This is a genomic window from Stenotrophomonas acidaminiphila (assembly GCA_002951995.1).
Lineage (GTDB): Bacteria > Pseudomonadota > Gammaproteobacteria > Xanthomonadales > Xanthomonadaceae > Stenotrophomonas > Stenotrophomonas acidaminiphila_A.
This window is the reverse complement of record CP019797.1, coordinates 3,537,621-3,552,813: the sequence shown is the minus strand read 5'-3', so window position 1 is coordinate 3,552,813 and position 15,193 is coordinate 3,537,621. Positions and strand designations below refer to the sequence as shown.

6 protein-coding genes and 3 pseudogenes are annotated in these 15,193 nt (G+C 62.9%); 8 read left to right on the top strand and 1 reads right to left on the bottom strand.

The window, feature by feature from the left end; genetic code table 11:
- The first annotated feature begins 197 nt into the window (after positions 1–197).
- The 6 genes and pseudogenes from B1L07_15770 to B1L07_15745 all read left to right on the top strand — a co-directional run bounded on the left by B1L07_15770 (position 198) and on the right by B1L07_15745 (position 10,635).
- A pseudogene (locus B1L07_15770) lies at positions 198–1,141 on the top strand (IS481 family transposase).
- A gap of 829 nt (positions 1,142–1,970) precedes the next feature.
- Positions 1,971–3,119 (top strand): hypothetical protein, encoded by a 1,149-nt coding sequence (locus tag B1L07_15765; GenBank protein AUZ56292.1) that lies wholly within the window; start codon positions 1,971–1,973, stop codon positions 3,117–3,119.
- Positions 3,120–3,179: 60 nt separating this feature from the next.
- Positions 3,180–4,532 (top strand): hypothetical protein, encoded by a 1,353-nt coding sequence (locus B1L07_15760; GenBank protein ID AUZ56291.1) that lies wholly within the window; start codon positions 3,180–3,182, stop codon positions 4,530–4,532.
- Positions 4,493–6,280 carry a hypothetical protein gene (locus B1L07_15755; GenBank protein ID AUZ56290.1) on the top strand — a complete coding sequence of 596 codons (1,788 nt, stop codon included), beginning with the start codon at positions 4,493–4,495 and terminating at the stop codon, positions 6,278–6,280. Before B1L07_15760 ends, B1L07_15755 begins: the two co-directional genes overlap by 40 nt.
- A gap of 3,297 nt (positions 6,281–9,577) precedes the next feature.
- Positions 9,578–10,271, top strand: a pseudogene (locus B1L07_15750) (transposase).
- A gap of 16 nt (positions 10,272–10,287) precedes the next feature.
- A pseudogene (locus B1L07_15745) lies at positions 10,288–10,635 on the top strand (hypothetical protein).
- Between the two features lie 122 nt (positions 10,636–10,757).
- On the opposite strand, the gene B1L07_15740 reads toward B1L07_15745, so the two are convergent.
- Positions 10,758–12,050, bottom strand: coding sequence for a hypothetical protein (locus B1L07_15740; GenBank protein AUZ56289.1), 1,293 nt, complete (start codon positions 12,048–12,050; stop codon positions 10,758–10,760).
- Between the two features lie 94 nt (positions 12,051–12,144).
- Here B1L07_15740 and B1L07_15735 point away from each other — a divergent pair, with 94 nt between their 5' ends.
- Both B1L07_15735 and B1L07_15730 read left to right on the top strand, forming a co-directional pair.
- Positions 12,145–14,289 carry a serine protease gene (locus tag B1L07_15735; protein ID AUZ56288.1) on the top strand — a complete coding sequence of 715 codons (2,145 nt, stop codon included), beginning with the start codon at positions 12,145–12,147 and terminating at the stop codon, positions 14,287–14,289.
- 198 nt (positions 14,290–14,487) lie between these two features.
- The gene (locus B1L07_15730; GenBank protein ID AUZ56655.1) at positions 14,488–15,186 is read left to right on the top strand and encodes a hypothetical protein; all 699 of its coding nucleotides are present in this window, start codon (positions 14,488–14,490) and stop codon (positions 15,184–15,186) included.
- Positions 15,187–15,193: the final 7 nt, after the last annotated feature.

Genomic DNA, 15,193 nt, shown 5'->3' with positions numbered 1-15,193 from the left:
TAAACGGACAGGGTGTGGAGCGAAACGTGCAGAGCCAGTTGTTCACATCTATTTGGGCTGTGTTGAGTTCCGACGTGCGATGGAGTGGAGCAGCTATTTGATAAGGGGCGCTAGGTGTGATCTCTCAGTAGGTTGTTCATCCGGGGCATCGCTGGAAGATGGGGGTTACGAAGCCAACCAGCCCCCAGGAGCCCCGGATGAACCTGCATAAACATGCCCGTTTGAGCCCACGCGGTCGAGCCCTGCTTGTGGACCGCATCCTGGTACAGGGCCTGCGCATCGAAGAGGCCGCCCACGCGGCCGGCGTGAGCGTACGCACGGCCTATAAGTGGCTCAAGCGCTACCGGGAGGAGGGTCCGGGTGGTTTGACGGACCGCAGCTCCCGACCGCATTCCAGTCCCCACGCCCTATCCCCGGTGATCGTGGCGCAGGTGCTGGAGCAGCGCCGCTCACGCCAGACCTATCGCCAGATCGCCCAGCGCCTGTCCGTGGCGCCAAGCACCATCGCCCGGGTGCTGCGCCGCGCCGGCCTGCATCGGCTGGCCGAACTGGAACCGGCGCTGCCGCACAACCGCTACGAATACGCCCTACCGGGCCAACTGCTGCATCTGGATATCAAGAAGCTGGGGCGGATCGGCTCCCCGGCCACCGTGTCACCGGCGACCGGTCGCGCCGGCACCGGGGCATCGGCTGGGAATACGTCCACCTGGCCATCGACGATCACTCGCGCGTGGCCTTCGCCTCCATCGAGCCGGACGAGCGCGGGACCAGTGCCTGCAAGGCCCTGATCCGTACGGTGCGCTACTACCGCAGCCTGGGCGTGTGCTTCGAGCGGGTGTTGACCGACAATGGCACCTGCTACAGGTCGCGCCGCTTCCAGCGCCTGGTCCGTCGGCTCGGCCTGCGCCACCTGCGCACGCGTCCCTATACGCCCCGCACCAACGGCAAGGCCGAACGTCTGGTGCAGACCAGCCTGCGCGAATGGGCCTATGCCCGCGCCTATGACAACTCCGGGCAGCGCGCCGATGCCCTCCATGGCTGGTTGCACCACTACAACTGGCACCGCCCTCACGCCAGTCTTGGCTACAAACCACCCATCTCCCGCATACCACTGAACAACCTGCTGGGTTTACACAGCTAGGTGCCCAATGTCACCGGAATGACACAAGTCCATGGCTTTTCCCGGTGATGGATCCGGGGTGCCGACGCATATGTGTTTTCGCCATCGTCTCCGACAAGTGGCCAATGGACTTGAATGTCGATAGAGGTTGATGGATGCTGGGGCCACTTGACCGTCACGCATGGATGTGGATATGTCGGTACGTAGCGCACAGGTACGCCAGGTGTTTTACCCGCTGATCCTGGTGAGCGGACTGGTTTTCGCTCAGGATCAAGGTGATGGGAGTCTGTCCGGCGCGTCCGATATGGAGCTGCCCGCTCGTCAGGAGTCGGCATCGGGTTCAGAAGGCATACACCCCTATCTCGATTACAGGAAGCGCGTCGAAACTGCGCAGAACATTTCTCCGCTCGACAACGGAGTCTTTGGCGATCAGGTAAGTCTGTATAACGGTGCGGCCGACTTCTCCGTCACCGATATCGATGTTCCTGGAAACAACGCACTTGCTGTGCAGCTTGGTAGGCGCCTGTCCGTCGAGTTGCAGCCCCAGAACAACCTCGCGCCGTATGATGGGCGGCTGCTGGGCATGGGCAACTGGGATATCGATGTGCCCTATGTCGCAGCGGTGTATCCATCATCTTCGGGATGGTCCGCCACACGTTGCTCCGTCGGCAGTGTTCCAGCGACAGTGGCAAGCAATTTCTATCGCGCTGAGTACTGGCAGGGCATTACGGTGCATGTTCCCCGCAGGGGTACGACGAGCGTCATGGGTATTCAGGCTTCAGTGCCGCGCCCCTCCAGTGGAACGTATAGGTTCACTACTGCGGAACGTGATGTTTTTGATTGCATTCCAATGAAAAGTGGGCTCGCGGGCGAGGGGCTCCGGATGACCACCAGTTCGGGAGTGCGCTATTTCTTTGACGTGGGTGTGATCCGAACGGCGGCCAGGCTGATGAAGTATGTCAAGCCCGCTTCAGGTGAGTTTCCTGTCGAGGTCTATCTCGATCGCCAGAAGTACTACCTGTTGGCAAGCAGGGTGGAAGATCGCTTCGGCAATACCGTAGAGTTTCAGTACAACAGCAACGGTCATCCGATTCGTATCTGGTCCTCCGATGGCCGGGAAATAACCTTGACTTATGCCAATGGACGATTGAGCAGCGTGTTCGCGCATGGTCGTACATGGTCGTACCAATACGACGCGCACGGCGATTTGACGCAGGTGACCAACCCCGATGGGAGCCAGTGGCGGTATTCCTACAGTGGCAGCTTGATGCCGCCTGCGGAGCCTGTCGGCATGGCCGCCATGCCTTGGTGCAGCCATACCCCGCCAGCGCTATCCGTCAATTACACCCTGACAGCGACGCACCCTTCAGGGATGGCGGGCATATTTGCGTTCGACAATAGGCGGCACTTTCGTAGTGGTGTCCATGTGACCGAGTGCGTGCAGGGCGGCGATCCACTTGATCCAGAGTACACATTGCTGGTCCCGCACTATTTCGATGTCATGAGTTTAAACAGCAAGACGCTCTCCGGATCGGGCATGACTTCTCCCTTGATATGGTCCTACGACTACTCCAGCCCTTTCACCACGTTATGGGGGATGCCTACGCAGATGCCTTCGTATCCCTGTACAACCTGCTCGGCGGAGAAGAGCACCACGGTCACCAATCCTGACGGCGTCAAGAAGCGTCACTACTTCGGCATGCGTTACTACGACAACGACGGGCGACAGCTGAGAGTGGAAACGCTCAGTGCCGCCGGCACGATTGTGCGCACTGAAACTAGCAGCTACATGGCCGAATCCAACGCTGCCGGCCAGCCCTTTCATGGAGAGTATGGCTCGATTCTCGGTGGCATGAACGATCCCGCCAGTGCAAGGATCCGGCCCGTGATTATGCGCAGCGTCGTCCAGGACGGAGTCAACCATCTCTGGCATGCCAGCACTTTCGATGCATTTGCCCGCCCGGTAAACGTCACGCAGTCCAGCGCCCCATCGCCCTAAAGGACCCAGGACATGAGAAAACAAAGGATCTGTTTCCGTCCGCTTCCCCTGGCGGCGCTATTGACCGCCCTGTTGCCAGCAGCCGTATCGGCACAGAGCTACAGCCGCACGGAAGTCATCACCTACCATGACAACACCAATAAATGGGTGCTGGGCCAGGTAGCCAGCCGCGCGATCAACGGTACGGTTGTCGAATCGACGACCTTCAGCGCCACCACCGCGCAGCCGCTGACGTACTCGTCCTACGGCAAGCTGCAGCAGACCCTGACCTACAACGCCGACGGCACCGTGGCCACGGTCAAGGACGGCAACAACTACCAGACCACACTGTCCTCGTGGAAACGAGGCATTCCGCAGTCCATCGGGTATCCGGATGGCAAGAGCCGCTCGGCGGTGGTCAACGACAGCGGCTGGATCACCCAGGTTACCGACGAAAACGGCTACGCGACCAGCTACAGCTACGATGCGATGGGCCGGCTGGCCAGCATCGCCTACCCGAGCGGCGACAGTACCGCGTGGAACAGCACCACGCAGGTGTTCCAATCGGTGAACGTGGCCGAATACGGGATCCCGGCCGGGCACTGGCGGCAGACGGTAAGCACCGGCAACGCGCGCAAGCTGACCTACTACGACGCACTGTGGCGGCCACTGCTCACCCACGAGTACGACACCGCCAACGTAAGCGGTACCCAGCGCTTCCAGCGCTTCACCTACGACCATGAGGGCCGGGTCACCTTCGCCTCGTATCCGGGCAGCAGCGATGCGCTCACCAATGGCACCCGGACCAGCTATGACGCGCTGGGCCGCCCGGTCGCGGTGTCGCAGAACGCCGAATCCGGCGTGTTGACCACGACCACCGAGTACCTGACCGGCTTCCGTACCCGCATCACCAACCCGCGTGGGTACCAGACCGTCACCCACTACATGGCCTGGGACCAGCCGACAACCGATTATCCGGTGGCGGTGGAGCAGCCGGGCGGGGTGTACACCGACATCGCCCGCGACGTGTTCGGCAAGCCCACCGCGATCACCCAGCGCAACAGCTCCGGCGGCGTGTCGGTGACGCGGCGCTACGTGTATGACGGCTACCAGCAGCTGTGCAAGAGCATCGAGCCGGAGACCGGCAGCACGGTGATGGCTTACGACAACGCCGGCAACCTGGCCTGGTCGGCCAGCGGCCAGGCCCTGCCCTCGGCCAGCAGCTGCGATACGGCCAGCGTGGCGGGCAGCCAGAAGGTGAGCCGCAGCTACGACGCACGTAACCGGTTGGTGACCCTGACGTTCCCCGGGGTAATGGTAACCAGGGCTGGACCTATACAGCCGACGGCCTGCCGGACACGGTCACGACCTGGAACGAGGGCGGCAGTACCTATGTGTCCAACAGCTACGCGTACAACAAGCGGCGGCTGCTGACCGGGGAGAGCCAGTCGCAGACGGCCGGGCAGGGCGTGTGGTCGATCGGTTATGGCTACAACGGCAACGGTCACCTGGCCAGCCTGGTGTATCCGCAGAACCTGACGGTGGACTACCTGCCCAATGCGCTGGGCCAGCCGACCCAGGCGGGCACCTTCGCCACCGGGGTGCAGTACTACCCGAACGGGGCGATCAAGCGGTTCACCTATGGCAACGGCCTGGTGCACACGATGTCGCAGAACACGCGGCAGCTGCCGGCACGCAGCACCGACAGCGGCGGCGTGCTGGATCTGGCCTATGCGTACGATGCCAACGGCAACGTCTCGTCGATCACCGACTATACGTCGGCGGCGCGGCAGACGCGCAGCATGGGCTACGACGAGCGCGACCGGCTGACCTCGGTGAGCTCGCTGCTGTACCCGGGCGGAGCCAGCTATACCTACGATGTGCTGGACAACGTCACCCGGGCCACGGTCGGCAGCCGGGACCATGTGTACTGGTATGACGCGAACAATCGCCTGACCAATGTGCTCAACGGCCCCGGTGGTCCGAGCATCATCGGGCTGGGCTATGACATCCGCGGCAACGTGATCAACAAGAACGGCAACCTGTTCGTGTTCGACCACGGCAACCGGCTGCGCACGGCACAGGGGACGGACACCTACCGTTACGACGCGCAGGGGCGCCGGGTGCGTACGGCCGGCTCGGACGGACTGCTGTACGAAATGTACAGCTTGGACGGCAAGCTGCTGTGGCAGCGCGATGAGCAGCTGGGTCTGCGCTTCCAGCACATCTACCTGGGCGGCAGTCTGGTGGCGTCGCGACGGATGCCGATCGGGGAGACGGTATACGGAACGATCTACCGGCATACCGACGCGCTGGGCAGCCCGATTGCGGCGACGGACGAACTGGGCAATACGCTGCAGACGACCGAGCATGAGCCGTACGGAAAAATGCTCAACCGGACCAACGACAACCGTCCGGGCTACACCGGGCACATGATGGACAAGGCCACCGGCCTGGTCTACATGCAGCAGCGCTACTACGATCCGCTGATCCCGCGCTTCCTGAGCGTGGACCCCATTACCGCCTACAGCAATCCGGTGGGGGCGTTTAATCGGTACAGGTATGCCAACAACAACCCGTACAAGTTCACGGATCCGGATGGGCGGGATGCATTTCTTTTCACCGACAAGAATATCCTTGTTGTACCTGTGTACTTCACGGGGTCGGCCGCCACACCAGGAAATATTGCAGCCATCAAAAGCAAGTTCGATTCCGTCAAGTCTGAGTTCGGAAATATGCGATCCATCTTGCAAGTTTTGAGCCAACCCGGAGGCGCGGGAACCAACACAATGAATCTATCGCCTAGTTATAATAAAAGCCTGTTCCCGACCGCCGGCGAGGGTGTCTATGGAGGCGTCGGTGGCAACTTTGGGCATATAAATTCCTCATCATCTGATTGGGTTGACGCAGCAGCCCATGATATTTTTCACTTCGCAGGCGCCCCAGATGGTTATCGAGATGTGGGAGGGACTTTTGGCAACCGAAAGTCTGCATATCTTGATGGCTACAACCAAGGCAACATCATGGCTGACCGACGCGGTAACTCGCTAACCGCTCGTGATATTGATGGTATTACGAAAAACAACTCCACCCAGAAGCTGAGCCTGAGCGGATTTCAGGGGATCTTTCGAGTTGATGGTCGCATTGATTCAAAACGCCTTGATCGCGAGCTATCTAAATGAATATAATTTTACGTTGCCGAAAGTTTTTTTTTGCGATGCTACTCGGACTGCTCCCGTTGTCCGTAATGGCGTCTGTTGAAGCAGATAGGGCATGTGAGGATGATTTCTGCTGGTCGGTGACAAGGCACCACTCCGAGCAGCTGAAGGATTACTACGTTTATGTTCAGCCACAGGCGACAAAGCACTTGGTGGTCCGCTATCAAAGTGGCGCGCAAATCAATATCTTGATCCGAGAGGCGCCTGCCAGAAATTGCGGGCGCAGTTTTACTGAAGCGAAGGCTGCATCCCCTCGTTTGGTGAGAGGGCAAGGCTGTCTAGTCACCACACAAGGGGACAAATCAGTTATTTTCAATTATCAGATATCAGCAGCCAATGTAAGCCAATTTCTGCATATGACCGCTCCAGTTATTTGGCTGTCAGGGTATTCTCGGGAAGGCGATTTTCTACCGGCAGCCAGCACTCTCCTCGCACTGTAAGGGAAGTAGAGCTCGCTACACTCCTAAGCCCCTAAGCCCAACAAAAAAGCAGCGAATACGAACCCCTTGGTCGCGTAGCAAGTAGCCCGGGTAAGCGTAGCGCACCCGGGGTCGTTCGCAATGCACCCTACCGGCAATCAGAGCTGGAAAGAAAAAAGCCACGCCACCACGGCCGGAAGCACCGGCGGCTGCGATGCGTGCTGTTGGCCAACGCTAAGTCCAGTTCCTCAACTGCCGTCATGGTCGGACGGGTACCTTTTGGCAAGGTGGGTTCAAGTCCTGCCTGGTCGAATTTGATCGTTATGCACTGATGGTATGCCGATATGTCGAATTGAATCTGGTGCGCGCCGCGATGGTTGCGCTGCCGGAAGAGTAGCGCGAGTCCAGTATGCACTCCCATCTCGGTAAAGCCCGTGATCCGCTGATTACGCTGCATTCGACCTGTCCGGCGCTTGACGCTACGTGGGAAAAGCGGGGCATCGAATATGGCAGGTGGCTGCGTGCCGGGATAGAAGGTGAGAAAATCTCTGCGATACCCAGCTAAATTGCAGCCTGGGAACCCATTGTGACGGCGCGATGGGTGGCTGGTAGATCGTTCATCATGTATTTTTCCGTCACCAATGTTGGATAATTCTTGAGGCTGCTGGTTGTTAGATGCCTCGGAAAGTCAACAGGTCGGCTAGATGTTCTTGTAGATGTGGCGACGTACCTTCATTGCACTGTTGGTGAAGGCATCAGTTTAGTTCTATTGGAATGTTGTTCATGGAGATTTCTATGGCTACTTCGCTTGATGGCTTCAATAGTGGAATTGCATATCTTGGTCGGCGATATGTAGCGCGCTACATGGCTCTTCCAATTTTTGCTTGTAGTATTTCCACGCAGGCCGCCGACTATCGCCTGGATGAAAAAGGTATCGAACGATTGAATCAGGCGCGGTCCGTCAGCCCGCTGGAAGTCGATACCCTGTTTGGCGAACAGGTGAGTCTGTTCAACGGTGGAACGCAGTTTGAAAGTGCCGATATCACCATCCACGGAAATAATGCTCTAGCGATGGAGCTGCGGCGCGTGCTTGCTGTGGATGACCGCTCGCGGGTCAATGGCAACCACCTTGGCGGCTTCGCTGAGTGGGATCTGGACCTGCCCAGATTGTCGAGCGTCGTGGCGATTGCCAAGGGTTGGCGTCCGGCGGGTTGGACGGTGAACGAGCGCTGCAGCCAGCCGGGTCCACTGGATGACACCGCATCAGTTGCGTCCGAAGACTACTGGGATGGGTACAAATTGCATATTCCTGGTGCGGGCGATCAAGCACTGCTCATGGCCCCGGCTCCCTCCCTACCGAGTCCCGGCAATGGCACGGTCTACCCTTGGATCACCAAGGGCATGTGGCGAATCAGCTGCAAAAGCACTACGAAGAATGGCTATGCCGGTCAGGCGTTCGTTGCAACCTCGCCGGCTGGCATGATTTATCATCTGGATTGGGTGGTGGTGAAGATGCATCCAGGGGTGAAGGGCGAACTGAACTCAGGCAGCGTGGCGCGCCAGGTTGTGCATTTTCTTGTATCCCGGGTGGAGGATCGTTTCGGCAATTGGGTCGATTACGCCTATTCTGGCGACAACCTTATTGGGATGACCTCCAGCGATGGTCGCCAGATCTCCTTGTCATGGTCCGGCAACAAGATCATGTCGGCCTCTTCCAGCATGGGGAATCTGAGCTATGCATACGCAGGAGAAAAGCTGGCCAGTGTTACCCTGCCAGACGCGAGCAAGTGGCAGTATTCGTCCACTGGCGCGCTCGCTGTCTATGCGCCTGCATGGACTCCCGCCTATGAGGACCCTACTGGCTGCCCTGATCCCATCGAGGAGTCCACTGGTACCTATGCATTGACAATCACTGCACCTTCTGGGGCCACAGCATCCTACAGTTTTTCTGCTTGGCAGCATCATCGGAGCAACATCCCCGAACATGCCTGCTATATCAATAGCCCACAATACTGGTTCATGAAAACGCCAAGGTTCTATTGGAGCTTGACCCTCATGTCAAAGAGCGTTTCCGGCCCTGGTATGACGTCGGCGACATGGACTTACACCTACGGTCAGCCTGATCTGCTCACGCCTGGCGCAAACACGAAGATCAATGCCGTATCAGGCCCTGACGGTACCTACTCGCGTTACACCTACGGTACAGGCTACAACCTCAACGAGGGGCAGTTGTTGAATGTGGAAAAGGGATATGGCCCCAGCCAGATACTGTCGTCCCAGCAATCTTCATATGTAAGCAATGTCGAAGCTGCGACACAGAACTTTCCCCGAGCGTCGGAGAGGATCCCCGTATGTGGAGCGATCTGCTCGCCAGTGCATGGCTGCGTCCGCTGAAGCAGAGCGTGATATCCCAACAGGGGCAGAGCTTTACATGGAAAGTGGCCGCGGATTGTAACGGAACATCTTATTGCTTCGATATCTTCGCACGCCCGACGAAGATAACGTCGGCCAGTACACCATAGTTTCAGTGTAGTTGTCTTTTTTGCAGGTCGGACTGTGTCGCCAACCCCATTGTCTTTGTGACACAGCATCTGGTGGTTGTCACTGCTGCCGGCCACGGCTACTGTCGGCGGCTGTTTCTGAATCCGCTGGAGTTCCGATGAAGCGCACACCGCTTGCCGCCGCCATGGCGCTGGGCATGAGCCTGGCTGCCGCCGCCAATGGATTTAAGGGGACGGAGGAAATTAAACAATATTCCGCTACATTGTCGCCCGGCCTTGGCTGACTTCTTGCGGTGCAACGGAAATGCAGGCTGGACGCCTCACTGGTTCGGTTTCATTCCATGCCCCGTCGCGCACGCCTGGTCCTGCCACATGTTCCGCTTCATATCATCCAGCGTGGCGTGAATCGGGCGGCGATCTTCATTGACGACGAGGATCGCCATCACTACCGGCGACTGCTGCGTGAAGCCTGCCTCGAAAACGACATTGCCGTTCACGCCTTCGTTCTGATGGACAATCATGTCCATCTGCTGTTGACGTCACCGCGGGCGGAAGCACTGGCGGTTGCGATGCGTGCTGTTGGCCAAAGCTACGTCCAGTTCTTCAACGACCGTCCTGGTCGGACGGGTACCTTGTGGCAAGGTAGGTTCAATTCCTGCTCGGTCGAATCTGATCGTTACGCACTGATGGTATGCCGATATGTCGAATTGAATACGGTGCGCGCCGCGATGGTTGCGTTACCGCAAGAATATCGCTGGTCCAGCGTGCACTCCCATATCGGGAAAGCCCGTGAACCGCTGGTTACGCTGGATTCGATCTATTCTGGCGCTTGGCGCTGCATGGGAAGAGTGGGCCATTGAATATGGCAGGTGGCTGCCTGCCAGGATGGAAGACGAGGAGATATTTACGATACGCAACTACATTGCCAAGGAGCGGGCGTTTGGTTGTACACGATTTCTGACTATGGTCCAGAAGGCATTGGGCCGACCTGCCGAATGCCGTAATCGTGGGCGGCCCAGGTCCAAGCCGGTTTAATTACCTCCGTCCCATTTTGGTTATTGGCGAGGTCACCGCCGGCATGGCCAGCAGCGACCAAGCGCAGCAGGTCAACGCTGCCTCCGCGGCGCTGTCGGCCGGCAGCGGCCTGCTCGCCGCGCAGGTCGGCGCCAGGCTCGGCCTGGACGACGCCGGGGTCAGCCAGTCGCGCGCGCTGGGTGGCGCGGTGATCGGCGTGGGCAAGTTCATCACCCCCAAGCTGTACATCGGTTATGGCGTATCGCTGATCGGCAGCGGCTCGGTGCTGACCCTCAAGTACCTGCTGCGCCGCGGCTTCGACATCGAGGTCGAATCGAGCACGGTGGAGAACCGCGGTTCGGTGAACTGGCGCAAGGAGAAGTAGCCGGGCCAGCGCCGGGCCCGCGTGCCGTGTCCGCGGTCTCCCGGGCTACCGGTCCGCCGACCGGGCGCGGCATGGCCAGGCGCATGCGCGGCGGGCAACGCCATGCCGCCGCGCCGGCCGGTTCACGGCGCGGACGTGGCGGCGACGGGGGAGACGACCGCCCCGCGCAGCACCGGTCTGCCGGCGACCACGTCGGTCCATACCAGGCGTGCGTTGCCGCGGTCGGCGAGCAGGCGCGGGAAGCCGGTACCGCGCCCGCGGCCCTGCAGGAGCGCAACCTGCAGGCGGCCGAGCTCGCGCTCCAGCGAGGGGCTGTAGCGGGCAAGCCACAGCGATTGCCCGCGCGCATCCTCGCGCAGCCATGCCAGCCAAAGGCCATCGGCGTCGGCCGCTACCTGCGCCCGTCCCTGCACCGCGGTGCCGCGGTCCGGAGCCCGCGGCGCGCCGAAAGTGGCGCCGCCGTCGCCGCTGTGGGCCAGGCGCAGCAGCGGTTCGCCCTGCGGCGCGGTGTACCACGCCACCCAGGCCTCGTCCCCGTAAGCGGTGACCGCGGGGCCGTTCACCGGGCACGCCGGCATGACCCAGTCGTCGGCATGGACCCGCCGTGCCGGCTGCCAGCCGCCGGCGACGCGGCGGCGCAGGTGGATGTCGCGGACCTCGCCGGCGTCGCGACCGCGATACACCAGCAGGATGCCGCTGGCGCCGGCGTGGGCGCCGGTCTGGCAACAGTCGCAGGTCATCGCGTCCAGCTCCTGCTCGTCGTGCTTGCGCAGCCGGGCATCGAAGCGCGCACTGCGCAGGGTCATCGCGCCTTGGCCATTGCCTTGGCCGTGGCCGTGGCCGTCGCCGTGCCCGGTGCCTGCGGTGCGACGTCCATCCAGCCAGGCGATGCCCATGCCATCGGCGCCTTCGGGCCACAACGAGACGAAGCCGTGCTCGGTGGCCGTCCGGTCATCGTGCACGGTGACCGGTGCCGACCACTGCCGGCCATCGGCTGAGCGCGCCAGCAGCACGTCGTAGGCATGCGGGTTGCCGGCGGACCGGCGCAGCCATTGCGCCCACAGCGCGCCATCGGCACTGGCGCGCAGGTGCGGGGTGTCGGCCCAGTTAACGAACCAGTCGTTACCGCGTGCGATCTGCCGCGCAGGCTGCCAGCGGCCAGCGGAAAAGCGCGCGTAGCGCAGCTGGTGGCCGCGCGCGTCCGGCGCCAGCCACGACAGCAGCAGGCTGCCGTCGGGTGCGGCCACCAGGTCCGGCTGCGCGGCGCTCGCATCGGCCGGCAACGGCCACGGTTCGGCGTGCAGCCGCAGGGCCGGGCCGGCGGCCGGCGCCGTGGGCGCCGGCGCTTGCACATCGCCGGAACATGCACCGAGCAGCGCGCACGCCAGCGCGAGGGAAGCGGGGAAGATGCGCATGCGCGCAGGATAGCGGCATCGTGACCGTTGGCGGTTGCCCGCCCACCGGGGCCCGGCTACTGTCGCCGCCTGTTCTGTACCTGCTGGAGTTCCGATGAAGCGCACACCGCTTGCCGCCGCCATGGCGCTGGGCATGAGCCTGGCTGCCGCCGCCAACGCCAATGAGGGCATGTGGATGCCCACCCAGTTGCCGGCACTGGCGAAGACGTTGAAGGAGGCCGGTTTCAAGGGTGACCCGTCGACGCTGGCCGACGTCACTGCACCGCCGCTGAGCGCGGTGGTGCGGGTGGGCGGCGGCACCGGCGCGTTCGTCTCCGGCGATGGCCTGCTGCTGACCAACCACCACGTTGCCTACGGGGTGATCCAGTACAACGCCAGCAAGGAGCACGACACCATCAACGACGGCTTCATCGCCCAGGGTCGCGATGACGAGCGGGCCGCCAACCCGGACTACCGGGTGCTGGTGACGGTGGGCTTCGACAAGGTCACCGACGAGGTGCTGCAGGAGGCGCGCGGCAAGACCGGCCGCGCCTACTACGACGCGGTGGAGAACGCGCGCAAGCGCATCGTCGCCGACTGCGAGGCCGAGGGCGGGGTGCGCTGCTCGGTGGCCAACATGTACTACGGCAGCGATTTCTACCGCATCCGCCAGCTGGAGCTGACCGACATCCGCCTGGTCTACGCACCGCCGCGCGCGATCGGCAATTACGGCGACGAGATCGACAACTTCATGTGGCCGCGCCACACCGGCGACTTCACCCTGCTGCGCGCCTACGTCGGCAAGGACGGCAAGCCGGCGCCCTACAGCAAGGACAATGTGCCGTACCACCCGCCGGCACACCTGAAGATATCGCTGGACGGTCCCAGGGAAGGCGACTACGCGATGCTGGCCGGTTACCCGGGCACCACCTACCGGCTGCGCACCGCCGCCGAGTTCGCCAACCAGATCGACACCGTGCTGCCGCGCCGCGTGGAAGTGTTCCAGCAGCTGATCGACGTGATCGAGGCGCAGGGCAAGGGCAACGCCGATGCGCGCACCCGCTACGCCTCGCAGCTGCAGTCGCTGAAGAACAACCGCAAGCGTGCCGCCGGCGAGCTGGAGGGCCTGCTGCGCAGCGATGCCAAGGCCCAGCGCGCACAGGACGAGCAGGCGATGCTGGCCGCGACCGACGCCCGCTACAAGGCCGACATCGACGCGTTGTCCGCCTCGCTGGCCGCCGAGCGCGATGCCGGCGCCGGCGACTTCCTGGTGACGCTGATGTCCAGCCAGACCCAGCTGCTGCGCTCGGCCATGCTGCTGGAGCGCCTGCGCATCGAATCGGCCAAGCCCGACGCCGCGCGCGAGAGCGGCTACCAGCAGCGCGACCAGGCACTGATCGAAGGCGTGCTCAAGCAGGTGCAGCGCCGCTATGACCCGGCGGTGGAGAAGGCGCTGCTCACCGCGCTGCTCACCCGTTACCAGCAGTTGCCGGACGCGCGCCGCGATGCCCGCTACGACGCGTTGTTCGGGCGCACCCCGGAACAGCTGCGCAAGGCGCTGGACACCCTGTATGCCGATACCCGGCTGGGCGACGAGGCGCAGCGGCTGTCGCGCTTCGAGGCGGCACGCAAGGGCGGCGCACTCGAGGCCGACCCGCTGCTGGCGGCGGCCGCCACCCTGGTGGCGGCGCAGCTGGACGCCGAGCGCGAAAGCAAGCAACGCGAGGGCGAACAGCTGCGCCTGCGCCCGTCCTACATGCAGGCGCTGTTCGCCTGGCGCGCCAGCCAGGGCCGCGCCGTGTACCCGGACGCCAACAGCACGCTGCGCATCAGCTACGGCAAGGTCGAGGCGCTGCATCCGCGCGACGCGGTCAGCTACTCGCCGGTGACCACCGTGGCCGGCATCGTCGAAAAGAACACCAACGCGGTGCCGTTCGACGCACCCAGGCCACTGCTGGCGGCCATCGCCAAGGGTGATTTCGGCAGCACCGCCGATCCGGCGCTGAAGACCCAGACGGTCAACTTCCTGACCAACCTGGACACCACCGGCGGCAACTCCGGTTCGCCGGTGCTCAATGCGCGCGGCGAGCTGATCGGCCTGAACTTCGATTCCAACTGGGAGTCGGTCAGCGCCAGCTGGTGGTTCGACCCGCGCTACAAGCGCGCCGTGCACGTGGACATGCGCTACCTGCGCTGGCTGCTGGCCAAGGTCTACCCGGCGCCGGCGCTGCTGGCCGAGATGGGCCTGCCGCGGGAGTAGGCGCCTGCGCGACGCCGGACCCGGCCGGATGCCGGCCGGGCCTTGGCGCCGCCCCGTCGGGTCAGCGCGGCCGGGCCGTAGTGGGACACCGCTGGCCTAGAATGGCCGGGCGAACAGGGCGGGACAGGTCGTGGGGAAGCACTGATGCAGGTGGATCGTGAACTGGCGGCGGCCGAGGCCGGCGCCAGGCTGGATGGCATACGGATCTGGGTCGTCGAAGACGACCCCGAGTGGCGCGGCATGGTGGTCGACGAGCTCGAGTACCACGGCGCCGAGGTGCGCGGCATCGACAGCGTCGAGGCGCTCTACCGCGAACTGGCGGTGGACCGCTGCGACATCCTGGTGCTGGACGTCGGCCTGCCCGGCGAGGATGGCTTGAGCGCCACCGGCCACCTGCGGCGGATGGATGGCATGGGCATCGTGCTGGTCACCGGCCGCAGCGGCACCGCCGACATGGCCCACGGGCTGTCCGTGGGCGCCGATGTCTACCTGCCCAAGCCGCTGGAACTGCCGGTGCTGGTGGCCGCGCTGCACAGCCTGCACCGGCGCATGTCGCAGTCCGCGCCGGCGCTGGCCGCCGCCGCCGGCGAAACCGTCGCCGCGTGGAGCCTGCGCTCGGACGGATGGGATCTGCAGGCCCCCAACGGCAAGGTGCTCACCCTGACCGTGGCCGAACGCGGCTTCCTGCGCGAACTGTTCGCCGCCCACGGCGAGGCGGTCGAACGCGAGCGGCTGATCGCCGCGGTGACCGACCAGCCCTGGGATTTCGACCCGCACCGGCTCGAGGTACTGGTGCACCGCCTGCGCACCCGGGTACGCAATGCCACCGGCGCCATGCTGCCGGTACGCGCGCTGCGCGGCGTCGGCTACCTGCTGGCGTCCGAACCCGCCGCCTGACTCCGGT

Excerpts from the sequence above, each read along its gene's own strand:
- B1L07_15735 (AUZ56288.1), top strand. The coding sequence starts at position 12,145 with ATGAAGCGCACACCGCTTGCCGCCGCCATGGCGCTGGGCATGAGCCTG.
- B1L07_15765 (AUZ56292.1), top strand. The coding sequence starts at position 1,971 with ATGAAAAGTGGGCTCGCGGGCGAGGGGCTCCGGATGACCACCAGTTCG.
- B1L07_15740 (AUZ56289.1), bottom strand. The coding sequence starts at position 12,050 with ATGCGCATCTTCCCCGCTTCCCTCGCGCTGGCGTGCGCGCTGCTCGGT.